Origin of the sequence: Sphingomonas sp. SORGH_AS_0870 (genome assembly GCF_031453175.1) — a bacterium.
Classification (GTDB): domain Bacteria; phylum Pseudomonadota; class Alphaproteobacteria; order Sphingomonadales; family Sphingomonadaceae; genus Sphingomonas.
Map to the genome: position 1 here is coordinate 1,949,497 of NZ_JAVIYW010000002.1, position 21,683 is coordinate 1,971,179.

The following is a 21,683-nucleotide window of genomic DNA, read 5'->3' on the forward strand; positions in this document are numbered from 1 at the left end:
GGTGTGGCGGCGGAACCACAGTCATCCGGTTGATTCACCGGGCGATCCCGGCGCTGGTCAATTTTGTTGACACCGATGTCATGCCGTATAGCGTGATATGGCAAAATAATACGCCGACGCGATCGGTGAAACGCGGTCCGTGAAGGTCGCAAAGGGAGAGGTGACATGAAGGGGAAGACGCTTGCGCGCGTGCTCGTGCGCTCGACATCGGTTCTGGGGCTGACGGCGGGATTGCTGCTGGCCTCCCAGGGGCAGGCGCAGACGGCACCGGCCGATCCGCAACAAGGCACGCCCCAGGCCGATACCGGCAGCCAGACGCCGCCGCCGGGCGAGGCGAGCCCGACCAATCCCCAGCCCGAAACCAATTCGAGCGACATCGTCGTCACCGGCGTCCGCGCCTCGCTGGAGCGGTCGATCGCGATCAAGCGCGACTCCAACGGCGTCGTCGATGCGATCAGCGCGGAGGATATCGGCAAGTTCGCCAATACCAACCTGGCGGAATCGTTGCAGCGTATCACCGGCGTGTCGATCGACCGGCGCAACGGCGAAGGCTCGACCGTCACGGTGCGCGGCTTCGGTGCGCAATATAATCTCGTCACGCTCAACGGCCGCCAGCTGGCGACGTCCAACATCGTCGCGGTCGGCGGCGACCAGGGCGGCGACGGTGCGGGCGGCTTTGGCCGCTCGTTCGACTTCTCGAACCTCGCCTCGGAAGGGGTGAAGACGCTGGAGGTCTACAAGACGGGCCGCGCCGCGATCCCCTCGGGCGGCATCGGCGCGACGGTCAACGTGGTCAGCCGCCGCCCGCTCGACAATGCCGATACCGGGCTGGTCGGGTCGCTGGGCGTCAAGGGCAGCTATGACAACAGCTCGGCCGACTGCATCGACTGCGGCGCGCGCGTCACGCCCGAGGCGTCGGGCACGGTCAGCTGGTCCGACAGCGAGAAGCGCGTCGGCGTGTCGCTGTTCGGCAGCTACCAGAAGCGCAATTTCAGCTTTGCGAGCGTCGCGCCGGACAATTGGAATATCCGCTCGCTCAACGACTTCCTCAACCCGGCCAATGGCTTCGTCAACGGCGCGACCAAGATCAACAACCGCCCGACGGGCAACCCGCTGGTATCGGTGCCCAACGACTTCCGCTATCACTTCTCGGAGGCCAGCCGCGAGCGGATCAACGGCCAGGCGATCCTGCAATTCCGCCCGACCGACACGCTGACCTTCACCGCCGATGGTCTCTATGCCCAGCTGCGCCAGTCTGAACGCCGCTCGAGCCAGTCCAACTGGTTCAACCGCCCGTTCAGCGAGGTGACGTTCGACGACGCCAGCAACGGCGTCGCCACCACCCAGTTCCTGGCCGAGACGATCAACGGCGTGAAGGACGCGGCCTTCGAACAGGCGTACCGCGCGCAGAAGAACCGCCTGTACGATGTCGGCGGCAACATCGAATGGAAGCCGAGCGATCGCTTCACTTTGTCGGTCGACGGGCATATCGGCGAGGCGCAGAGCCTGCCCGACAATCCCAACGGCCAGACCTCGACCACCGTCGCGATCAACGCGCCGGTCGTGACCGGCCACACGCTGCGCTGGACCGAGAACGGCTTCCCGCAGCAGACGCTGGCGATCAACGACGGCACCCAGAGCACGACCCCGACCGGCCAGCCCTTCATCAAGGGCAATAATAACGGTGTGCTGGACGTCGGCGATCTGGCGAGCGCGGTGCAGCGCCAGTTCGCCTCGAACCAGACGCAGCGGATCCGCGAGCTGCGTGCCGATGCCGCCTGGGACTTCACCGATCAGATCCGGCTCGATGCAGGCGTCGATTACCGCACCACGACGACCCGCCAGACCCAATTCAACACGCGCCAGGTGCTGGGCGACTGGGGCAACTCGCTGCCGCCCGACATTGCGCGGCTGGCACCGGGGCAGGTTTTCCAGTTCTGCAATACCTGCAAGTTCGAGCATAACAATCCGAACGCCGACCCGAACACCCAGATCGCTTTCCGCACCCAGGATGCGACCAAGCTCTACAACACGCTGTTCAACTATTATTCCGGCGTGACGAACGACGGCGTCGACCACCGCAACAATATCGACGCGAACAGCGACAATTCGGTGCGCGAGAATATCTGGTCCGGCTATCTCCAGGGCAGCTGGAACGGGCAGGTGTTCGGCCGCAATGCCCAGATCGTGGCCGGCCTGCGCTATGAGAATACCAAGGTGCACGCGGTGTCGTTGCAGCCGGTGCCGCTGGCGATCGTGTGGACCGCGGACAATGACTTCGTGCTCCAGAACAGCACCGATCGCCAGGCGATCACGGCGCGGGGATCGTACAACAACTGGCTGCCCGCCGTGGACGCCAAGATCGAGGTGATGGACAATCTGTTCGCGCGCGCGTCCTACAGCAAGACGATCTCGCGGGCGCCGTACGGCAACCTCTTCGCCTCGACGGGCGTGGGCGCGCCGGGACGGCCGACCGCGATCGGCGGCATTGCGACGGGGTCGGCCAACAATACCGGCCTGCTGCCGCTGTCGTCGGACAATATCGACGTGTCGGTCGAATGGTATCCGCGCAAGGACGTCTTCCTGTCGGCGGGCTTCTTCGACAAGCGGGTGCATAATTTCATCGGCAACACGGTGGTGAACCGCAACCTGTTCGGGCTGCGCGACGCGACCTCGGGGCAGGCGGGCACGCGCTCGGGCACGGCGCGCGAGCAGCTGACCAACACGTTCGGTGCCGACATCACCGACGTCAACCTGTTCACCTATACCGCCCTGCTGCAACAGAATGCGGGCAATGTGGCGGCGGCGAACGCACAGTTCGCCGCCAATTACAACACGCAGAGCCGCGCGCTGAACCAGGGCTTCGTCGATTCGATCCTGAGCCAGGTCGACATCAGCCCCAATGCCAGCGACCCGTTGTTCAATTTCGCGGTCAACACGCCGATCAACAATCGCGACGCGCATATCTATGGCGTCGAGCTGGCGGGTCAGTATTTCCTGGGTGAGACCGGCTTCGGCATCGCGGCCAGCTATACGCTCGTCCGGGGCAATATCGGCATCGATATCGCGGCGGACCCCAGCGTGAACACCTTCGCGCTGGTCGGCCTGTCGGATACCGCCAATGCCACGCTGATCTACGACAAGAACGGCATATCGATGCGCCTGTCGTACAATTGGCGCGACAAGTTCCTGAGCGACATCAACCGTGGTGGCGACCGCAACCCGGTCTTCACCGCGCCCTATGGCCAGCTCGACCTGTCGATGAGCTTCGACCTGACGCCGCGCTTCGCGCTCGGCTTCGAGGCGATCAACCTGACCGAAGAAGGCGTGCAGACCTATGGTCGCGACCGCATGAACACCTGGTATCTGGCCGAAGGTTCGGCACGCTATCTGGTCGGCGCGCGGTATCGCTTCTGATTTCGGAAACCCGGAAGGCCGCTGTCCCCTCCGCGGTCTTCCGGGTACATGGGGCGATCATGGCCGCACCTGTCCTGCTCAACAATATCGACCATCGCGACCTTTGCGTCGCGATGGGTCATCATGCGCGCTTCGGCGACGCCATCAACCAGACCCGCGTTTTCCCCGCCGAGTTCGAGGAGCTTCAGCGTGAATATGCCATATTGCTGCGCCGGGACGAGGCGGGTGCGCTGTATGCGACCATCCTTCTGGGCCTGGACCCGGATGAAAACCTGTTCCTGAAGGGCGATCGCTGGGACGCGCGCTACATCCCGGCGACCCGTGCGCGCGGGCCGTTTTCGATCGGTCACGACCCCGCCGGCGAGCCGATGATCTTCATCGATCCCGAGCATCCGCGACTGGCCACGGACGGCATGTCCGTCTTTCGCGAACATGGCGGCAACGCGCCGCTGCTCGACCATGTCTCGGTCATGCTGCAACGCATTTACGAGGGCGTGCAGACCGAGCAGGCCATGTACGAGGCCTGGGCGGCGCTCGACCTGCTGACGCCCGCCGTGCTGCAACTCGATCTGGACGAGGGGCGGCGATACAAGGTGCCGGACTGCCTGACGATCGATAGCGCGCGGCTGGCGGCGCTGGAGGGCGGGGCGCTTGGCGAGCTTCATGCACGGGATTATCTACGCCCGGCATTCTGGATCGCGTCCTCGCTGGGCAATCTGCGCCATCTGATCGATCGCAAGCTGGTCGGCGATGCGCATGGCTGATCGCCTGCCCGCCCCGCGTCATGCCCGCGAGATGACCGGCACGCTACCCCCCGATCTCGCCGCGCTGGTCCAGCGGGACGAGCCGGTCATCCTGCGGGGCTATGCTGCCGACTGGCCGCTGGTCCGCGCGGGGCGGATTTCCGGGCATGCGGCCGCCAACTATCTCCTTCGCTTCGATCGCGGACGGCCGGTGACCGGCTATGTCGGCGAGGCGGCGATCCGGGGGCGTTTCCATTATGACGAGACGGCCACCGCGCTGAACTTCAAGAGCCAGACGCTGCCGCTGCGCGATCTGCTGGCGCGGTTGCTCGACGGGGCGGACGGGGAAGGGGAGGCGCCCGCGCTCTATATGGGGTCGACCGATCTCGACGCCTATCTGCCCGGTTTTCGCGACGAGAACGACCTTGTGCCGTCGGATGGGCTGTTCGCCCGCCATCCGCCGCTGGCCAGTATCTGGATCGGCAATCGCACCATCGCCTCGGCGCATTACGACATGGCGAACAATGCGGCGATCTGCGCGGTCGGTCGACGTCGCTTCACCCTGTTTCCGCCCGACCAGATCGCCAACCTCTATCCCGGACCGCTGGCCCCGACGCCGGGCGGGCAGGTCGTCAGCATGGTCGACTTCGCCCGGCCCGACCTCGATCGCTATCCCCGCTTTGGCGACGCGATGGCCGAGGCCGTGGTGGCGGAACTCGAACCCGGCGACCTGCTGGTCTATCCGGCGCTGTGGTGGCACCATGTCGAGGCGCTGGAGACGTTCAACGTCCTCGTCAATTACTGGTGGAACACCGCGCCCGCCTATCTCGACACGCCTATGGATACGGTGATGCACGCCATGCTGTCGCTGCGCGATCGGCCGGCGGCGGAAAAGCGGGCCTGGTGCGCGATCTTCGACCATTATGTCTTTGGCGATCCCGAAGCGGTCGTCGCGCATCTGCCCCCGGCGTCGCACGGCCCGCTCGCGCCGCTCGACGAGGCGATGGCGCGGCGGCTTCGCGCCTATCTTCTGCAAAGGCTGAACCGATGAGCGATCCCTGTCCGCCGACGCGGGTCGTCATCGCAGGGGGTGGGACCGCCGGGTGGCTGGCCGCCACTGCGCTCGTGCGGCAATTGGGGCCGCTCGTCCAAGTCGTCCTGGTCGAATCCGACGAGATCGGCACCGTCGGAGTGGGTGAGTCCACCATTCCCACTGCGCGCGGCTTCCATGCCTTTCTCGGCATCGACGAGGCGGCGTTCATGCGCGCCACCCAGGCGACCTTCAAGCTGGGCATCGGGTTCGAGAATTGGGGCCGGGTCGGCGACCGCTATTTCCACCCTTTCGGAACCGTGGGGCGATCCGTGGCGATCGCCGATTTCCAGCATTTCTGGCTGGAGGCGCGGCGTCACGGGTTCGGCGGCGCCTATACCGACTATTCGCTCGAGGCGCGGGCGGCGGCGGCGGGCCGTTTCGGACGGGACGAGGCCGGGACCCTGGCCTATGCCTATCATCTCGATGCCACCGCCTATGCCCGCTTCCTGCGCGGGATCGCCGAACCGGCCGGGGTGCGCCGGGTCGAGGGCCGCATCGCCAGCGTCGAGCGCCACGGCGAGGGCGGGGACATCGCCGCGCTCCATCTGGTATCGGGCGACCGGATCGAGGGGGACCTGTTCCTCGACTGCACCGGCTTTCGCGCGCTGCTGATCGAGGGGGCGCTGGAGACGGGTTTCGAGGACTGGAGCGAATGGCTGGCCTGCGACCGGGCGATCGCGGTCCAGACCGAGGCCGTCGCGGCTCCGGTCCCCTATACCCGCGCCATCGCGCACCGGGCGGGCTGGCGCTGGCGCATCCCGCTCCAGACGCGGGTGGGCAATGGCCTGGTCTATGCCTCGGCCCATATGAGCGAGGACGAGGCGACCGCCACCCTGATGGCGGGGATCGAGGGTATGACGCTGTCCGAGCCCCGCGCCCTGCAATTCCGCGCCGGGATGCGTCGTCGCGCCTGGAGCCGCAACTGCGTGGCGCTGGGGCTTGCGGCGGGGTTCATCGAGCCGCTGGAGTCGACCAGCATCCACCTGGTCATGATCGCGGTGATGCGCCTGATCCAGGGCTTTCCCTTTCAGGGCCAGGACAGCGCGGCGCTGCGGACGCGGTTCAATGCCCAGTCGCGTCACGAATGGGAGCATATCCGCGACTTCATCATCCTGCATTACGCGCAGACGGAGCGGACGGACTCGCCATTCTGGCAGCGCTGCTCGACGATGCGCGTCCCCGAGACCCTCGTGCAACGGATCACATTGTTCGCCGAAAGCGGGGGGGCGTGGCAGGGGCAGGACGATCTGTTCAGGATTGATTCCTGGGTCTCGGTGATGCTGGGGCAGGGACTTGTCCCGAAAGCCCATCATCGCATTCCCGGAATGCTGAGCCGTCAGGCGCTGAAGGATTCGTTCGACGGACTGGACCAACAGCTTGCACGGCAGTTGCAGTCGATCCCGGACCATCTTGCGTTTCTCAAGGGGTATTGCGGGGCGTCGGCTTGACGGCAGGTCGGGAATAAGGCGCGAGTTTTGCCCTGATCGTCCTCTGTCCGACCTGCCCTTTCCGAAGTGGGGGCGTTGGAGGCCGCAGCCCCACCGACGGAATCGGCGACGGTGCCGTTGACCCGGAATTGATCGACAGAGCCGAGACAATCCTGATTTGCGCAACGTATGTGGCTGGGCTTCCGGCCATGATCTCGCGGCGGTCGATTGGGACTATCGCAAATGCGTGCCGCTGGCCTATCGGGCGATCCCATTATGGTAATCCCTCGCCTTCGGGCCGATCCGCTATGAGGAATGGGAAGGACGCTTCCGGCCCGCGGGCGTCGGCGAGCGCCGGTCTTCCTGGCGAGGGACGTTCGCCGCCGACGGTGGTCCGGCCTGTCCCGGTCCGATGACCTGGCTTGAATCCATCGCCTTCGTCCTCGGGGTCGCGAATGTCACGCTCGTCGTGCGGCGCAGCCTGTTGAACTATCCCGTCGCGCTGGTGATGGTGTCGCTCTATGCGCTGCTGTTCTGGCGGGAGCGGCTGTACAGCGACGCCGCGTTGCAGCTCTTCTTCTTCGCGCTCAACCTCTATGGCTGGATCGTCTGGCGGCGCAGCGTCACGCGAGCGGGCGAGGTGACAGTGGAGACGCTGTCGTTGCGCGCGCGTAGCGTGTGGCTGGCGGGGATCGCGATCGCCTCGCTCGGTTGGGGTGCCGCGATGGCGCGCTGGACCGATGCGGCGATGCCCTTCTGGGATGCGTCCAATGCCGTTGCCAGCGTCGCGGCGCAGATATTGCTGGCGCGGCGGCGGCTGGAGAACTGGATCCTCTGGATCGTCGTCGATCTCTCCTCCATCGCGCTCTATGCGGTGAAGGGGCTGACGCTGACCGCCATCCTCTATGTCATCTTTCTGGGGCTGAGCCTGTGGGGCTATCGCGAATGGCGGGGGCGGGCGTGACGAGCATCTGTCTGCACGGACCCGAAAGCACCGGCAAGTCGACCGTTGGGCCGCGGCTGGCCCGGGCATTGGGTGGATGCTATCTGGGCGAATATGGCCGCGACTATGCCGAGGCGCATGGCACCGACTTCACCATGGCCGATCTGGTGGCGATCGGGCGGGGGCATGATGCCCGGCTGGCCCGCGCGATGGTGGAGGGGCCATGGCCGGTCGTGACCGATACCGATCCGCTGATGACCGCCGTCTGGGCCGACATGCTGTTCGCCGCGCGCGATCCCTGGTTCGCGACGTGGAACCGGCTGTCCGACGTCTATCTTCTCTTCGCCCCCGATCTGCCCTGGGTCGAGGACGGCACCCGCCTGTTCGGCACGCGCGCGGCGCGGCAACGCTTCTTCGACCTGTCGCGCGCGGAGCTGGATCGGCGCGGCGTGGCGTACCGGTTGATCGAGGGGCAGGGCGAAAGCCGCTATGCAAATTGCATCGCCGCGCTAGAGCACTTTGGCATCCGCCCGCATCTTTGCTAACGGCGTCATCGAATAGCTTTTCAGGAAACCATTCCCCCCGTGTCCACGCCGCTCGACAAGATCCGCAACTTCTCCATCATCGCGCATATCGACCATGGCAAGTCGACGCTCGCCGATCGCCTGATCCAGTTCACCGGCGGCCTGACCGACCGCGAGATGAGCGAACAGGTTCTCGACAATATGGAGATCGAGAAGGAACGCGGCATCACCATCAAGGCGCAGACCGTGCGCCTGGCGTACAAGGCGCAGGACGGCGAGACCTATACGCTGAACCTGATGGACACGCCGGGCCATGTCGACTTCGCCTATGAGGTCAGCCGGTCGCTGGCGGCCTGCGAAGGGGCTCTGCTGGTCGTCGACGCCGCGCAGGGTGTCGAGGCGCAGACGCTGGCCAATGTCTATCAGTCGATCGAGCATGACCATGAGATCGTGCCCGTCATCAACAAGATCGACCTGCCCGCCGCCGAACCCGAAAAGGTCCGCGCGGAGATCGAGGATGTGATCGGTATCGACGCCTCGGGTGCGGTGCTGGCCAGCGCCAAGTCGGGCATCGGCATCGGCGACATCCTGGAAGCGATCGTCAAGAACATCCCCGCGCCCAAGGGCGACGCGACCGCGCCGCTCAAGGCGATGCTGGTCGACAGCTGGTACGACCCCTATCTGGGCGTCGTCATCCTGGTCCGCGTGATGGAAGGCACGCTGAAAAAGGGACAGCAGATCAAGTTCATGCAGGCGGGCACCACCCACCTGATCGACCGCGTCGGCTGTTTCCGCCCCAAGATCGAGCAGTTGACCGAGCTGGGCGTCGGTGAGATCGGCTTCATCACCGCGCAGATCAAGGACGTGGCGCAGGCGCGCGTCGGCGACACGCTGACCGACGCCAAGAAGCCGACCGAACAGGCGCTGCCGGGCTTCAAGGAAGTCCAGCCGGTCGTGTTCTGCGGCCTGTTCCCGGTCGACGCCAACGATTTCGAGAAGCTGCGCGAGTCGATCAGCAAGCTGCGGCTGAACGACGCCTCGTTCAGCTTCGAGATGGAAACCTCGGCCGCGCTGGGCTTCGGCTTCCGCTGCGGCTTCCTGGGGCTGCTCCATCTGGAGATCATTCAGGAGCGGCTGACCCGCGAATATGACCTCGACCTGATCACCACCGCGCCGTCGGTGGTGTACCAGATCGAGCTGACGCATGGCGGCGGGCAGATCGATCTGCACAATCCGGCCGACATGCCCGATCCCAACAAGATCGAGTCGATCAGCGAGCCGTGGATCGAGGCGACCATCTATGTCCCCGACGAATATCTCGGCTCGATCCTGAAGCTGTGCCAGGACCGGCGCGGTATCCAGAAGAACCTGACCTATGTCGGCGGGCGCGCCCAGGCGACCTATGAACTGCCGCTCAACGAGGTCGTGTTCGATTTCTACGACCGGCTGAAGTCGCTGTCGAAGGGCTATGCCAGCTTCGACTATCACCAGATCGGCTATCGCGAGGGCGACCTCGTAAAGATGTCGATCCTGGTCAATGAAGAGCCGGTCGACGCGCTGTCGATGATCGTCCACCGCGGCACCGCCGAGACGCGCGGGCGCGGCATGTGCGAGCGGCTGAAGGAACTGATCCCACGCCACCTGTTCAAGATTCCGATCCAGGCGGCGATCGGCGGCAAGGTGATCGCGCGCGAGACGATTTCCGCCATGCGCAAGGACGTGACCGCCAAATGCTATGGCGGCGACGCAACGCGTAAGCGCAAGCTGCTGGAAAAGCAGAAAAAGGGTAAGGCGAAGATGCGCGAATACGGCTCGGTCAGCATCCCGCAGGAAGCGTTCATCGCCGCGCTGCGCATGGGTGACGAGGCGTAAGAACCCGGACCGGCCGGACGCGTGGCTGTTTAAAGCCGAGCGCCCGGCCGGGTCGGTAGCTCATGCACCGTCATCGGCATGGCGGCGAGATCCTTAGGGACGACCGCGTGAGCCCATTGGGACAGATGCCTTTGTGCTCCATCGGCCGCCTTGCGGTTCCGTACGAACAGGTCAAGTTGAGGTAGGCTCTCGCACGGCTTGGGACCCCTGCCGCAGTGATAGCTTATGACAGCAATCGCATGTATCTCACCTTGTGGATCGAGTAGGATCGCACCCTTTTCATTGCAGGAATGAACGCGGCAGGCGGTGAAGAGGTGGCTGCCATCCGGTAAATCTCGGCGGGCGTCGGGCGGTCCGCCCAGAACGGCTTTGACTTGATCAATCAGGCGGCCATTATGGTAGAGCAGGCTGATGCGCTTGCGGCCATCTCTCCCCAAAAACTGAGCCAATGCCTGCTGGAAGTCCGGACGCCAAGATAGGGGATTGACCGTATCACAGCCTGTCAGCCGCCGAAGCGAACACGGCTTCACGGCGACATCCGCAGACGGTGTAGCCAAAGCGATCGCCGACATTAAAGCCGCAAGCATCACGACAATCCCCCCGAGAACACCGATCGAGAACACCGATCCATCGCATGGCGGACGGCAGTCCGCCAATGGGCTTTCGGAAAGACGTGCAGTACAAGCGGGGCGGCCGCCCAAGGAGTAAAGCGGCCGCCCTTCAGTGTATCAGAACGCGATCTTGATCGTGCCGCGATAGGACTGGTTCTCGACATCCCGGCGCTCGAAGGTCGTGTCGGCGCCCAGCGACAGCTGGACCCGACCCGCGACATAGGACACGCCCATGCTCGCCTCGCCCCAGTTCTTGTCCTGGCCCGGCAGCGCGAACAGCGCGGAGGGGCCGATGCCGCCCGCGAAATTCGCCCCGAACACGCCCGGCCGATCCTGGAAGTCATGGACATAATAGGCCGAGGCATAGGGACGGAACGGTCCGTCCGAGCTGAGCATCAACCCGGCACGCCCCTGCACGCTGTTATAATCCTGGCGATCATAACGCAGGGTAGGGCCGCCGCCTGTCTCGGCCGTGGGGGTGAAGCCCAGATGGCTGACCCGCGCGGCGATGCGCGGGCCGATCTTCAGACCGCCGAAGCTATAGGTCTTGGCCAGCCCGACCTCGCTCGACAGCGCAAGCGCGTTGTCGCGCGACCGCAGGTCATAGGCGACCCCCGCCAGCGAGACGTTGCGCTGCGTCCGCGCCTGGAACACGCCCGCGCTGAACTGGCTGTCCAGCGAGACGCCGTCCAGCTCGGTCTTGCCGTAGAGCGTGCCCTGATACAGGTCGCCACGCGCATATTGCCCGAACGAGGTGTTGCCGGTCGTCTTCGTATAGGAAAAGCCGAAGCCGATGATGCTCGCCTCGTCCACTTCGGTCTCGATGCCGGTCGCGACATAAAAGCCGTCGAACCGGTCGCGGACGTTCGACGTGGTCGTCTGCGGCAGGGCGCGGGACCGGCCGTCGAGATAGCCGCCCGCCAGGAACACCGCGACATTTTCGGGCAGGACATTCTCGCGCATCGACACGCCGCCGCTGTCGGTCGCCATCTGCGCCTGGGTGCCCGCCAGATTGCTCATCGCAAGGCTGGCGACCTGCACCGGCTGGCCGACCATGGTCAGCGTGCCGCCCAGACCCTCGCGCGGGGACAGGGTGGCGAGATGCTCGCGATAGAAGCGCGCCGTGTTGTCGAGCGCCATCGTGCCCTGCGCCCGCTTCAGCGCCTCGGTCGAGGGGGCCAGCCCCTCCAACGAGGTGCGGATCGACGCGGCCGAGGCCAGGTCGAGCGTGCCGTACAGGCTCGGGAGATTGGCCTGGTTGCTGCGATTCTGGTCGAGCAGCCGGGCATATGCGGTCTGGTACGGCGTGGCGTTGACGACATTGGCATAGGAGCCCGCGACGACCCGCGCGGTGATCGCATTGGCCGAATAGGCCAGCGTCGGGGTCAGGATGGCGCTGAGCGCGGCGGGGCTGTTGAACTGCCCGCTGATCCCGCCGGTCGCGGTGGCGATGGTATAGACGTCGCCCGCGCGGATCACCTGCCCGCTGACCGGTGCGAAGCCGACCGATCCGCCCACGTTTAGCTGCCCGCCGCTGCCATTGTTGGCGACGACGGCGATCTTGTCCGACGTGCCGCCCGGCCCGACATCGATCAGCAACTGCGTGCCCGAGGCCAGGATGACGTTGCCGCCGAAGGTCAGCGTGCCGATCGTGCCGGTGGTGCCCGGCGCGATCATGCCCGATACGCTGGTGAAGAAGCGGGTGTTGATCCGCCCCGTGCCCTGAAGCCCGCCCGCGAGCATCAGATAGTCGCCGCCCGCATTGATCGTGCCGCTATTGGCGACCATGCCCGCCAGATGGTTGAACTCGGCCACCGTGGACAGGGTGCCGCCGCTCGCCACGGTCAGCCGCGCCTCCGATCCGTTCAGCGTGAAGCGGTCGACCGTCGCCGAGGAGCTCAGCGTCGTATTGCCCGCCGCCGACAGGGTGACGTCGTAATAGCGCGCGGCGATCGTCCGGCTGGGGTCGACATTGTTCGGCACGAAGTTGGTCGCGCCCGGCAGGCCGTTGGCGATGGTCACGGCCGGAAGCGCCGCCGCCGTGGCGCTGCCCGAGGCCTGGGCTTCGTCGGTGGCGGTCCGGCTGGTCTCGGTCAGGATGGCCTTGCCCGCCGCATTGGCCTCGCCCGTGCCGGTCTGTCCGGTGCCGTCGCCATCCTGCCGCGTGACCGCGCCGGTCTTGACATTATAGCATTCGACACCGTCACAAATGTCGCCGAACTTGTTGGTCGGATCATTCGCGATGCCGAGGCCGGGCGAGGTGGGAACGCCATTCGTCAGCTGGCCGTTCTGGATGATCTGATAGGCCGGGTCGGTCGTCGTCACCCAGTGCGTGCCATCCTCCCAGGCGCCGTCGCCGGCCTTGGCGGCGGCATAGCGATAGGGGTTGTTGGCGGCGATATAGTCCCAGAAGAGGTAGAGCGGTTGGTAGAAGGACGAGGTGCCGTAGCTGGACGAAGCCTGCGCGTTGTAGAAACGGCTGCCGCCCGACAGCACGCCGATCACGACCTGCCGCGCAAAGGTGCGATCGAGGATCAGCGGCCCGCCCGAATCGCCGCCCGCCGTCGTGCCCTCATTGGGCAGTGCCTTGTCGCGGAACAGGTTGAAGTCGAACCGGCTGGCGGAGGAGGTGCCGCGACGGGGATCGTCGAAGTCGATCTGATAGAGGTTTTGCGGCAGGTTCGCGCCCTGGCCGAACAGCCACAGATTGCGGTCGTCGAGCGAGCCCAGCATGCCGATATAGTTTTCCGCGACACGACGGCGAAAATCGATGCCGTTGGTGTCGCCCTGATTGCCGACGCCGCTGCGGCCATAGCCGGTGACGGTCACGTGATAGCCGGTGCCGCTGTCATTGCTGATCGACGCGGGGGCGGGCAGGGCGGAGAACAGCAGCGCCCAGGTCGGAATGCCAGTCGCGGGCGTATCGAGCGTGGCGAGCGCCACGTCGCCTTCCAGGAAGCCGGTCCGCTGCGACGCGGGATTCCAGCTGACCTGATTGACATTGTAGAGCGCGTTGGCGGCCTTGGTCTTGAACTGGTCGGGATTGGCGCGACCGCCCAGCGTGTCGAGCAGCCATTCGCGCACGCCGGTCAGATTGTCGGTCTTGAACCCGAACGAGATCGGCGTGCCGCCGCGCGCCGTGCCGTAATCGGCGGCGGCGCGGGTGTTGACGCAGTGCGCGGCGAAGATGACCGTGCGCGGGTTGATCAGCGTGCCGGTGCACAGGCTGAGGCTGCCGCCACCTGCGGAGACGAACATCTGTCCGACCCCGTTGACGCCCCCGGCATTGTCGATCGCGCTGGTCGCGGTGCCCGGCTGGGAGATGACGATCTGGGGTTCGTCGGTGAGGCGCAGGCCCGGTACGGCCTCGATCGCGTTGGCGGCGCTGGCATAGTCCTGCGCGATCTGCGGGCGCGGTGTTTCGGCCGAGCTTTGCGCCTGTGCGGCGGCGGGCAGCGCCAGCAGCGCGCTCGAAGTCATCAGCGCGCGGCGAAGCCGGTCTGTGGCGGGCAGAGTGAGTCCCTGCATCATCATTATCATTCCCCTGTAGTCCGGCGTCGTCCTTACGCCGCTCCGATAACGGAGTTATTCGGGAAGATGGCGCGATACAATGACAAATGTCTGAAATTCAGACATTTTGTTGTCAAGGTCGACGCGTAATTGCCGCGCCAACATAACCAAGGAAAGAACATGTCGAGCCGACGAAAGAAGCTGCTTCTGGTAGCGTGCAAAGTCTTGCCGTTCATTGCGTCATTGGGGGCGGTGCCCGCTGCGGCCCAGGAACGCGCGCCGTTGATACTGGCCGCCGCCAGTCTTCAGGAGTCGATGACCGCCGCCGCCGATGCCTGGGCCAGGCGCGGGCATGTCCGTCCCGTCATCTCCTTCGCCGCCTCCTCGGCGTTGGCGCGGCAGGTTCAGGCGGGGGGCAAGGCCGACCTGTTCGCCTCCGCCGACGAGGAATGGATGGACGTGCTGGAACGCGGCGGCCTGCTCGCCGCGCGGACCCGGAGCGCCTTTCTGGGCAATCGGCTGGTGGTGATCGCCCCGGCCGGGCAGGGCGGTCATGTGACGACGCGCACGCTCGGCCGGACGCTGTCGGCCGGGCCGCTCGCCATGGCGGACACCGACAGCGTGCCTGCGGGCAAATATGGCAAGGCCGCGCTGGAGCGGCTAGGAGCCTGGTCCATGGTGGCCCCGCATGTCGTCCGTGCCGAGAATGTCCGTGCCGCGCTGGCGCTCGTGGAGCGTGGCGCGGCTCCCTATGGCATCGTCTATGCCACCGATGCCAGGGCGGCACCGCGCGTCCGGGTGGCGGGGATGTTCCCGGCGGCCAGCCATCCGCCCATCACCTATCCGCTCGCGCGGCTGAAATCCTCGACCAACCGGCAGGCCGAGGGGTTCCGGCGCTTCCTGCTGTCGGCCGAGGGCAAGGCGATCTTCCGACGCTACGGCTTTTGGACGCGATGACGGCATGATGCTGTCGGCCGAGGAATGGGGGATCGTCCGGCTGTCGCTGCTGGTCGGGGGATCGGCGATGCTGGTCACGGTGCCGGTCGCCTTCGTCATCGCCTGGGCGCTGGCGCGGGGGCGGTTTCCGGGGCGGGTGCTGCTCGACGGGATCGTGCACCTGCCGCTGGTGGTGCCGCCGGTGGTGACGGGCTGGGTGCTGCTGCTGGCCTTCGGCCCCGCCGGGCCGATCGGGTCGCGGCTGGCGGCGTGGTTCGGGGTGAGCGTGCTGTTCCGCTGGACCGGCGCGGCGATCGCGGCGGGGGTGATGGCCCTGCCGCTGGTGGTGCGCGCCATCCGCCTGTCGATCGAGGCGGTCGATCCCCGGCTGGAGCAGGCGGCGCGGACGCTGGGGGCGGGGCGGGGGCGGGTCTTCGCCACCATCACCCTGCCGCTGTGCGCGCCGGGCGTGCTGGCGGGGCTGGTGCTGGGCTTTGCGCGCTCGATCGGCGAGTTCGGCGCCACCATCACCTTCGTCTCCAACGTGCCCGGCGAGACCGCGACGCTGCCGCTCGCCATCTACTCCGCGCTGCAACGCCCCGATGGCGAGGCGATGGTGTGGCGGCTGGCGGGGGTGTCGGTCGCGCTGTCGCTGGTCGCGCTGATCGCGTCCGAATGGCTGGCGCGGCGGATGGGCCGGGGGCTGCATGTCCTTTGATATCGACGTCTCGGTCCGGCGCGGGGAGAGCGTCATCGCGGCGCGCTTCGCCACCGGGCCCGGCGCGACCGTGTTGTTCGGGCCATCGGGGGTCGGCAAGACCAGCATCCTGCAGATGGTGGCCGGGCTGTTGCGGCCCGAAAGCGGCCATGTCCGCGTCGATGGCGAGACGCTGTTCGACGGCGCGGCGCGGATCGATGTGCCGCCCGAGCGGCGGCGGATCGGCTATGTCTTTCAGGAGCCCCGGCTGTTTCCGCACATGCGGGTGGCGGCCAATCTCCGCTACGGCATGCGGCAGGGTGGCGGCGACCGGGACGGGGTCGTCGCGATGCTGGGCATCGGCCATCTGCTCGACCGCTGGCCGCGCACCCTGTCGGGTGGCGAGGCGCGGCGCGTGGCGATCGGGCGCGCGCTGCTCAGCGGGCCGCGCGTCCTGCTGCTCGACGAACCGCTCTCCTCGCTCGATCGGGGGCGGCGGGGCGAGATACTGGATGCGCTGGTGGCGGTGCGGGACACCACCGGCATCCCGATCCTGATGGTGACGCACGACCCGGACGAGGCCGAACGCATCGCCACCGCCATCGTCCGGCTATAGCGTCCGCGTCAGAACAGGGTGGTCAGCACCACGCCGCCGACGATCGCGATGCCCGCCAGGATCTGACGCAGTTTCAGCGTCTCCCGGAACAGGCGATGTCCGGCCATGGCTGCGATTGGCGCTTCGATGATGCCCAGCGCGCGGACGGGGGCCGCCGGGGACAAGGCCAGCGCGACGAACCATCCCGCCGAGGCGCAGGCCCCGCACAGCCCCGCGCCCAGCGAGGGCCGCCAGCGGCGCAGCACCTCCGCCAGCACCGCCGGATCGCGCCACGCCAGATAGAGGCCGAGCGCGACCGTCTGCATCGCCTGCACCACCGCGACGCACACCAGCGCGGCGAAGATCGGATGCACCGGGTCGAGCGCCAGCGCAGCATGGCGAAAGGCGTTGAGCGAAAAGCCGAAGAACAGCCCCGAGGCCAGGCCCAGCGCCGCTCCGATCAGCGACCCGCGCCGCTGGTCGGGCGCGGGCCAGGACAAGGCGACCAGCCCGGCGGTCGTGATCGCGACCCCGGCCCAGGCGATGCCGCTGATCCGGTCATGATAGACGACCAGGCCGAGCAGCGCGGCGAGCGGCAAGGAGCTTTGCTGGAGCGCGGTGCCCACCGCGAACCCGGCGCGGTCCATGGCGGCGAGCAGCGCGGCGGTCGCCAGCACCTGCGACGCGGCCCCGACCATGGCCGACAACCAGAAGGCGCCGCCCCAATGCAGGTCTACGCCCGGCATCACGCTGTGCGCCACCGCGACGAACAGCAATGAGAAGGGCAGTCCGAACAGGAAACGCACCAGCGTCGCGCCCCAGGGCCCGGAGGAAGACATGACGCCGCGTTGCAGCGCGTTGCGGCCGACCTGGAAGACCGAGGCGGCGATGGTGGCGGGGATCCAGAGCAGGTTGGCCATGAAGTGCTCCTACGCCGTCATGCTGCGACTGCGAAGGGGTTTATCGGCCCGGCCCGCGCGGAACACAGGCGAGGGCGGTGTCGTTGATAGGCATCATGATGGTTATCGGATGCCTGTCGCTGATCATCCTGCCGCTGCTCGGCTTCGTGATCGGCGCCTATTATGGTGGTGTCGCCATCGGTATCTGGGCGGCGCTGGCGGGCCTTGGCCTGGCGATCCTGGCCTGTGTCATCCCGATCGTGGCGCTGATCAAGGCGCGGCCGTCGCGGTGAGGACCACTTGGCCGGAATGCCAAAAGGGCGGCCCGTTGCCGGACCGCCCCTTCGTGCCGTGGCAAGTCCCCGGATGGCATGGGCCATCCAGGGCAAGTCGCCATTAGCGCTTCGAGAACTGGAAGCTGCGACGCGCCTTCGCGCGGCCATACTTCTTACGCTCGACGGCGCGGCTGTCGCGGGTCAGGAAGCCAGCGGCCTTGACCGGAGCGCGGAGAACCGGCTCGTACTTGGTCAGCGCCTGGCTGATGCCGTGCTTGACCGCACCGGCCTGGCCCGACAGACCGCCGCCCTTGACGGTGCAGACGACGTCATACTGACCTTCGCGCTCGGTGATGCCGAACACCTGGTTGATGACGAGACGCAGCGTCGGACGCGCGAAATAGACTTCCTGGTCACGACCGTTGATCGTGATCTTGCCCGAACCCGGCTTCAGCCAGACGCGAGCGACGGCGTCCTTACGACGGCCGGTCGCATAGGCGCGGCCGAACTTGTCCAGTTCCTGCTGACGCAGCGGGGTGGTGTTGACGCGCTCGACGGGAGCGGCGGGGGCTTCACCGGCGACGGCGGCGGGCTGCGCCGAAGCGGCGGCGGCCTGCTGGTTCAGCGTGGCGCCGAGATCGGCGAGCGACTGGCGGTTGTCGGACATTATGCGCCCACCTTGTTCTTGCGGTTCATGCTCGCGATGTCGAGCACTTCGGGGTTCTGCGCGGCGTGCGGATGCTCGGTGCCGGCGAAGATGCGCAGGTTGCGCATCTGCTGGCGGCCCAGCGGACCACGGGGGATCATGCGCTCGACGGCCTTTTCCAGGACGCGCTCGGGGAAGCGGCCTTCCAGGACCTTGGCGGCGGTGATGCCCTTGATACCACCGGCGTAACCGGTGTGCTTGTAGTACACCTTCTGGCCCAGCTTGTTGCCGGTGAAGCGCACCTTGTCCGCGTTGATGACGATGACATTGTCACCGCAATCGACGTGCGGGGTGAACGACGGCTTGTGCTTGCCGCGCAGGATGTTCGCGATGATGGTGGCGGCGCGGCCGACAACCAGGCCGTCGGCGTCGACGATATGCCACTTCTTCTCCACCTCGTGCGGCTTGGCCGCCTTGGTGGTCTTCATGAGCGCCTTCATGGGCGTGAGACCTTTCGGTTTGAAATGCAACACGCCGCCCTTTGTCTCGGGCGGCGCGGACGAGTGGCCAATGCTGGAGGTGCCCCAAAAAGTCAAGCAAAGCGCGGCTTTGCTGACGGGTATTATGATACCTTGAGGGCGCCGGGGTGGCTGCCCAGCCGGTGCGCGGCAGCGGTCGCGGCGATCAGGAGCAGCGCGGCATTGGCCTGATGCGCCACCGCGATGTCGATCTGGACGCCCGACAGCAGCGTGGCGATGCCTAGCCCGATCTGGACGACGAGCAGCACGATTACCAGCCAGCCTGCGCGAAGGGCACCGGCGCGGATCGCGCGCGCCGCCATCAGCACGAGCATCGCCGCCGCCGCAAAGGCGAACCAGCGATGGATGAACTGGACGACGACCGGATTGTCGAAGGCGTTGGCGATGGCGGGCGTCATCATCGGCGTGCCCGCAGGGAACCAGGCATCGCCCATCAGCGGCCAGCTGGAAAAGGCATAGCCCGCATCCAGCCCGGCGGTCAGCGCGCCGAACATCAGCTGCACGAACAGCAGGACGAGCGCGCCCGCGCCCAGCACCGTCAGTCGCGCCGGAGCCGCCAGCCGGTTGCGATGGAGGGCCGCCAGATCGAGCGCGGTCCAGACGATCCCCGCCAGGATGAACAATGCGGTCAGCAGATGGACGGTCAACCGAATATGGCTGACATCGGTCCGCTCGACCAGGCCCGACGCGACCATCCACCATCCGATCGCGCCTTGCAGCCCACCCAGCGCCAGCAGCGCGACCAGGCGCGGCTTGTATCCGGCCGGGATCGCCTTCCTCGCCCAGAACCAGATCAGCGGCAGGGCAAAGGCCATGCCGATTACCCGACCCAGCACGCGGTGCAGATATTCCCAGAAGAAGATCGCCTTGAACCCGGCCAGCGTCATGTCGCGGTTGAAGGTCCAATATTCGGGGATGCGCTTGTAATTGGCGAACTCCGCCTGCCACTGCGCGTCGGTCAGCGGGGGGACGATGCCGGTGATCGGCTTCCATTCGGTGATCGACAGCCCGCTATTGGTCAGGCGGGTGATGCCGCCCACGATCACCATCGTCACGATCAGCCCCGCCACGGCGAACAGCCAGCGGGCAATGGCACGGGGGCGGGCGGTGATCATGAAGGCGGGGCTCGGCTGCAGCATGATGCCATCATAGGAAGCGGCGGCGGCGGCGGATAGTGGACCGAATGCCCTCTTCGCGAAAGGATGCGCGCACCGGCGTGACGGCGGACCTTGCTCCCCGTGTCGCCACCACCTAAATCAACGCCATGGCGCATGCGCATCAACATCAGGAACCCGAAGGCGCCGATCTGGCCGTCGCCGCGAAAGCCACGCTGGAACGCGCGGGCGAACAATGGACGTCGATGCGCGCCAGCGTGTTCGAGGCGCTGGCCGGGTTCGAAAAGCCCGCCAGCGCCTATGACATCGCGGATGCCATGTCGAAGGCGCAGGGGCGGCGGGTCGCCGCGAACAGCGTCTATCGCATCCTCGACCTGTTCGTCGGCGCCAATCTCGCCCGCCGGGTGGAAAGCGCCAACGCCTATGTCGCCAATGCGCATCCCGACTGCCTGCACGACTGCATCTTCCTGGTGTGCGACAAATGCGGCCAGACGACGCATATCGATGACGATCACCTGACCGGCGCGGTGCGCGATGCGGCGCGCGGCGCGGGCTTCCGTCCCGAGCGTCCGGTGATCGAGGTGCGCGGCCGCTGCGCGGACTGCGCCAAGGACTGATCCGGCCCGCTGCTCAGCGCAGCATCAGCCAGCCCAGCCCGGTCAGCAGCGCCAGCGCGTAGAGCCCGCCTTGTGTGCGCATCAGATAGGCCGCCCCCAGCACCCCCGCCGCCGCCAGCGCGCAGGTGGTGGCCGGGCGCGTGCCGATCCGCTCCAGGATCAGGACCCCGCCGACCAGATTGGCACCCGCATGGACCGCGATCCACAAATAGGACGGAAGCACGCCGATCGACCCGAGCAGCGGCATCTTGATGGTGGCATAGCCGCGCATCGTCGTAGGAAACAGATCGGCCGCCAGGTGGAATCCGATCCCGAAACCCAGCCCCGCCGCCACCGGCCATGTCCGGGGATCGAGCATCGCGATATAGAGCGGCAGCACACTGTGCACCACCGCGCTGCGATGCTGGAGCCGCAACGGACTGTCGAGATCGGGAAAGGTCGTGCCCGATGCCGTCGCCAGCGCGACCGTCGCGACCATGATCCAGGGCCCGCCTCCCCCGGCGAACGCCAGGATTACCGCCAGGAGAAGAAACAGGGAGGCTGCCATCCGCGGCGGCTACCCATTTGTACCCCTTTTGTCCAGCGCATCGAATCGGCCGCGACTCGGCGGATTACAGCCATTTTCCCATGCGGATCAGCGGCACCGTAACCCCCTCGACCGGCGCGGATCGGACGGGCGCGATCACCTCATAGCCGCAGGCGCGGTAGAGCGGTTCGCCGGCCAGCGTCGCCATCATCTCCACCGAGCCAAAGCCCGCCGCCCGCGCGGCCCCCTCGCACCGCGCCAGGATCGCCCGACCCAGGCCCCGACGAACGAAATCCGGATCGGTGTACATCGCACGGATACGCGCGGGCTGGGTCGGCGGATCGAGCAGCGCGGCGTCGCGCAGGCCCAGGCTGTGGTCGCCGCCATAAAGCGTCGTGCGGCGGCTCCATCCGCCACATCCCGCCAACCGCCCCTCGCATTCGGCCAGCAGATAGGTGCCGTCGGCGACCAATTGCGTGTCGAGCCCCATGACCGAGCGGCTGGCGCGGATTTCGGCCGGGGAAAGAAATCCGTGCTGAAGCGTTGCGATGGCGCGGTCCATCAGGACCGCAATGGGTTCGAGGTCCTTGGGTTCGGCCCAGCGAAAGGTAAACATGTCCCGTTTCTGGCGCGATGACCGCAGACGTCAACCAAGATCCGGCCGACGGATGCAATCGACACCACCGATTTGCTGCGAT

At 66.6% G+C, this 21,683-nt stretch carries 20 protein-coding genes; 12 read left to right on the plus strand and 8 right to left on the minus strand.

The features are described 5' to 3' along the window. The first annotated feature begins 165 nt into the window (after window positions 1–165). From QE363_RS09435 to lepA, 7 genes are all read left to right on the plus strand, one after another. Window positions 166–3,417 (plus strand): TonB-dependent receptor, encoded by a 3,252-nt coding sequence (locus QE363_RS09435; RefSeq protein ID WP_309694679.1) that lies wholly within the window; start codon window positions 166–168, stop codon window positions 3,415–3,417. Between the two features lie 59 nt (window positions 3,418–3,476). Further along, window positions 3,477–4,181: a SapC family protein gene (locus tag QE363_RS09440; protein ID WP_309694681.1), complete on the plus strand. Its 705-nt coding sequence runs from the start codon at window positions 3,477–3,479 to the stop codon at window positions 4,179–4,181. Further along, a complete protein-coding gene (locus QE363_RS09445; RefSeq protein ID WP_405053171.1) occupies window positions 4,174–5,211 on the plus strand; it encodes a cupin-like domain-containing protein in 1,038 nt (345 codons plus the stop codon). The genes QE363_RS09440 and QE363_RS09445 overlap by 8 nt, the downstream gene beginning before the upstream one ends. Continuing rightward, window positions 5,208–6,701 (plus strand): tryptophan 7-halogenase, encoded by a 1,494-nt coding sequence (locus tag QE363_RS09450; protein ID WP_309694682.1) that lies wholly within the window; start codon window positions 5,208–5,210, stop codon window positions 6,699–6,701. Before QE363_RS09445 ends, QE363_RS09450 begins: the two co-directional genes overlap by 4 nt. Window positions 6,702–7,092: 391 nt before the next feature. Continuing rightward, on the plus strand, window positions 7,093–7,644 hold the full coding sequence (gene pnuC / locus QE363_RS09455) for a nicotinamide riboside transporter PnuC (RefSeq protein ID WP_309694684.1): 552 nt from the start codon (window positions 7,093–7,095) through the stop codon (window positions 7,642–7,644). Next, entirely contained in the window at window positions 7,641–8,168 is a 528-nt protein-coding gene (locus QE363_RS09460; protein WP_309694685.1) for an AAA family ATPase, read from the plus strand. Before pnuC ends, QE363_RS09460 begins: the two co-directional genes overlap by 4 nt. 39 nt (window positions 8,169–8,207) lie before the next feature. After that, entirely contained in the window at window positions 8,208–10,019 is a 1,812-nt protein-coding gene (gene lepA / locus QE363_RS09465) for a translation elongation factor 4 (protein WP_007404479.1), read from the plus strand. A 29-nt stretch (window positions 10,020–10,048) separates the two neighbouring features. Here lepA and QE363_RS09470 read toward each other — a convergent pair whose 3' ends face one another. After that, window positions 10,049–10,642 (minus strand): hypothetical protein, encoded by a 594-nt coding sequence (locus QE363_RS09470; protein ID WP_309694691.1) that lies wholly within the window; start codon window positions 10,640–10,642, stop codon window positions 10,049–10,051. Window positions 10,643–10,747: 105 nt separating this feature from the next. Next, window positions 10,748–14,164, minus strand: coding sequence for an autotransporter domain-containing protein (locus QE363_RS09475; RefSeq protein WP_309694692.1), 3,417 nt, complete (start codon window positions 14,162–14,164; stop codon window positions 10,748–10,750). 156 nt (window positions 14,165–14,320) lie between these two features. Between QE363_RS09475 and modA the strand changes: the two genes are divergently transcribed. The 3 genes from modA to QE363_RS09490 are packed head-to-tail and all read left to right on the plus strand — an operon-like array spanning window position 14,321 to window position 16,389. Next, window positions 14,321–15,097: a molybdate ABC transporter substrate-binding protein gene (gene modA, locus QE363_RS09480; RefSeq protein WP_309694693.1), complete on the plus strand. Its 777-nt coding sequence runs from the start codon at window positions 14,321–14,323 to the stop codon at window positions 15,095–15,097. A gap of 7 nt (window positions 15,098–15,104) precedes the next feature. Continuing rightward, complete coding sequence (gene modB / locus QE363_RS09485; protein ID WP_309698166.1) at window positions 15,105–15,794, plus strand: molybdate ABC transporter permease subunit; 690 nt, start codon at window positions 15,105–15,107, stop codon at window positions 15,792–15,794. Continuing rightward, window positions 15,784–16,389 carry an ATP-binding cassette domain-containing protein gene (locus tag QE363_RS09490; RefSeq protein WP_309694694.1) on the plus strand — a complete coding sequence of 202 codons (606 nt, stop codon included), beginning with the start codon at window positions 15,784–15,786 and terminating at the stop codon, window positions 16,387–16,389. Before modB ends, QE363_RS09490 begins: the two co-directional genes overlap by 11 nt. Before the next feature lie 8 nt (window positions 16,390–16,397). Here the strand turns inward: QE363_RS09490 and QE363_RS09495 are convergent, their stop codons facing one another. Then, entirely contained in the window at window positions 16,398–17,288 is an 891-nt protein-coding gene (locus QE363_RS09495; protein WP_309694695.1) for a DMT family transporter, read from the minus strand. Window positions 17,289–17,383: 95 nt separating this feature from the next. On the opposite strand from QE363_RS09495, the gene QE363_RS09500 reads away from it, so the two are divergent. Continuing rightward, window positions 17,384–17,560, plus strand: a complete 177-nt coding sequence (locus QE363_RS09500; protein ID WP_309694697.1) for a hypothetical protein — start codon at window positions 17,384–17,386, stop codon at window positions 17,558–17,560. Window positions 17,561–17,663: 103 nt separating this feature from the next. Here QE363_RS09500 and rpsI read toward each other — a convergent pair whose 3' ends face one another. The 3 genes from rpsI to QE363_RS09515 all read right to left on the minus strand — a co-directional run bounded on the left by rpsI (window position 17,664) and on the right by QE363_RS09515 (window position 19,866). After that, window positions 17,664–18,209: a 30S ribosomal protein S9 gene (gene rpsI, locus QE363_RS09505; RefSeq protein ID WP_309694698.1), complete on the minus strand. Its 546-nt coding sequence runs from the start codon at window positions 18,207–18,209 to the stop codon at window positions 17,664–17,666. Then, window positions 18,209–18,688: a 50S ribosomal protein L13 gene (rplM, locus tag QE363_RS09510; protein ID WP_037568175.1), complete on the minus strand. Its 480-nt coding sequence runs from the start codon at window positions 18,686–18,688 to the stop codon at window positions 18,209–18,211. Before rplM ends, rpsI begins: the two co-directional genes overlap by 1 nt. Before the next feature lie 122 nt (window positions 18,689–18,810). Further along, entirely contained in the window at window positions 18,811–19,866 is a 1,056-nt protein-coding gene (locus tag QE363_RS09515) for a COX15/CtaA family protein (protein WP_309694702.1), read from the minus strand. Between the two features lie 125 nt (window positions 19,867–19,991). Here QE363_RS09515 and QE363_RS09520 point away from each other — a divergent pair, with 125 nt between their 5' ends. Further along, on the plus strand, window positions 19,992–20,459 hold the full coding sequence (locus QE363_RS09520) for a transcriptional repressor (RefSeq protein WP_309694704.1): 468 nt from the start codon (window positions 19,992–19,994) through the stop codon (window positions 20,457–20,459). Between the two features lie 13 nt (window positions 20,460–20,472). On the opposite strand, the gene QE363_RS09525 is transcribed toward QE363_RS09520, so the two are convergent. Together QE363_RS09525 and QE363_RS09530 are read right to left on the minus strand one after the other, a co-directional pair. Continuing rightward, window positions 20,473–21,006, minus strand: coding sequence for a hypothetical protein (locus QE363_RS09525; RefSeq protein WP_307098106.1), 534 nt, complete (start codon window positions 21,004–21,006; stop codon window positions 20,473–20,475). 64 nt (window positions 21,007–21,070) lie between these two features. Then, entirely contained in the window at window positions 21,071–21,601 is a 531-nt protein-coding gene (locus QE363_RS09530) for a GNAT family N-acetyltransferase (RefSeq protein ID WP_309694707.1), read from the minus strand. Window positions 21,602–21,683 lie beyond the last annotated feature (82 nt).

Coding starts and splice junctions, on each gene's coding strand:
- QE363_RS09435 (WP_309694679.1), top strand. CDS start 166: ATGAAGGGGAAGACGCTTGCGCGCGTGCTCGTGCGCTCGACATCGGTT.
- QE363_RS09530 (WP_309694707.1), bottom strand. CDS start 21,601: ATGTTTACCTTTCGCTGGGCCGAACCCAAGGACCTCGAACCCATTGCG.
- rpsI (WP_309694698.1), bottom strand. CDS start 18,209: ATGTCCGACAACCGCCAGTCGCTCGCCGATCTCGGCGCCACGCTGAAC.
- pnuC (WP_309694684.1), top strand. CDS start 7,093: ATGACCTGGCTTGAATCCATCGCCTTCGTCCTCGGGGTCGCGAATGTC.
- QE363_RS09440 (WP_309694681.1), top strand. CDS start 3,477: ATGGCCGCACCTGTCCTGCTCAACAATATCGACCATCGCGACCTTTGC.
- modB (WP_309698166.1), top strand. CDS start 15,105: ATGCTGTCGGCCGAGGAATGGGGGATCGTCCGGCTGTCGCTGCTGGTC.
- rplM (WP_037568175.1), bottom strand. CDS start 18,688: ATGAAGGCGCTCATGAAGACCACCAAGGCGGCCAAGCCGCACGAGGTG.
- QE363_RS09450 (WP_309694682.1), top strand. CDS start 5,208: ATGAGCGATCCCTGTCCGCCGACGCGGGTCGTCATCGCAGGGGGTGGG.
- QE363_RS09500 (WP_309694697.1), top strand. CDS start 17,384: ATGATGGTTATCGGATGCCTGTCGCTGATCATCCTGCCGCTGCTCGGC.
- QE363_RS09475 (WP_309694692.1), bottom strand. CDS start 14,164: ATGATGATGCAGGGACTCACTCTGCCCGCCACAGACCGGCTTCGCCGC.
- QE363_RS09495 (WP_309694695.1), bottom strand. CDS start 17,288: ATGGCCAACCTGCTCTGGATCCCCGCCACCATCGCCGCCTCGGTCTTC.
- modA (WP_309694693.1), top strand. CDS start 14,321: ATGTCGAGCCGACGAAAGAAGCTGCTTCTGGTAGCGTGCAAAGTCTTG.
- QE363_RS09445 (WP_405053171.1), top strand. CDS start 4,174: ATGGCTGATCGCCTGCCCGCCCCGCGTCATGCCCGCGAGATGACCGGC.
- QE363_RS09515 (WP_309694702.1), bottom strand. CDS start 19,866: ATGCTGCAGCCGAGCCCCGCCTTCATGATCACCGCCCGCCCCCGTGCC.
- QE363_RS09520 (WP_309694704.1), top strand. CDS start 19,992: ATGGCGCATGCGCATCAACATCAGGAACCCGAAGGCGCCGATCTGGCC.
- QE363_RS09490 (WP_309694694.1), top strand. CDS start 15,784: ATGTCCTTTGATATCGACGTCTCGGTCCGGCGCGGGGAGAGCGTCATC.
- QE363_RS09525 (WP_307098106.1), bottom strand. CDS start 21,006: ATGGCAGCCTCCCTGTTTCTTCTCCTGGCGGTAATCCTGGCGTTCGCC.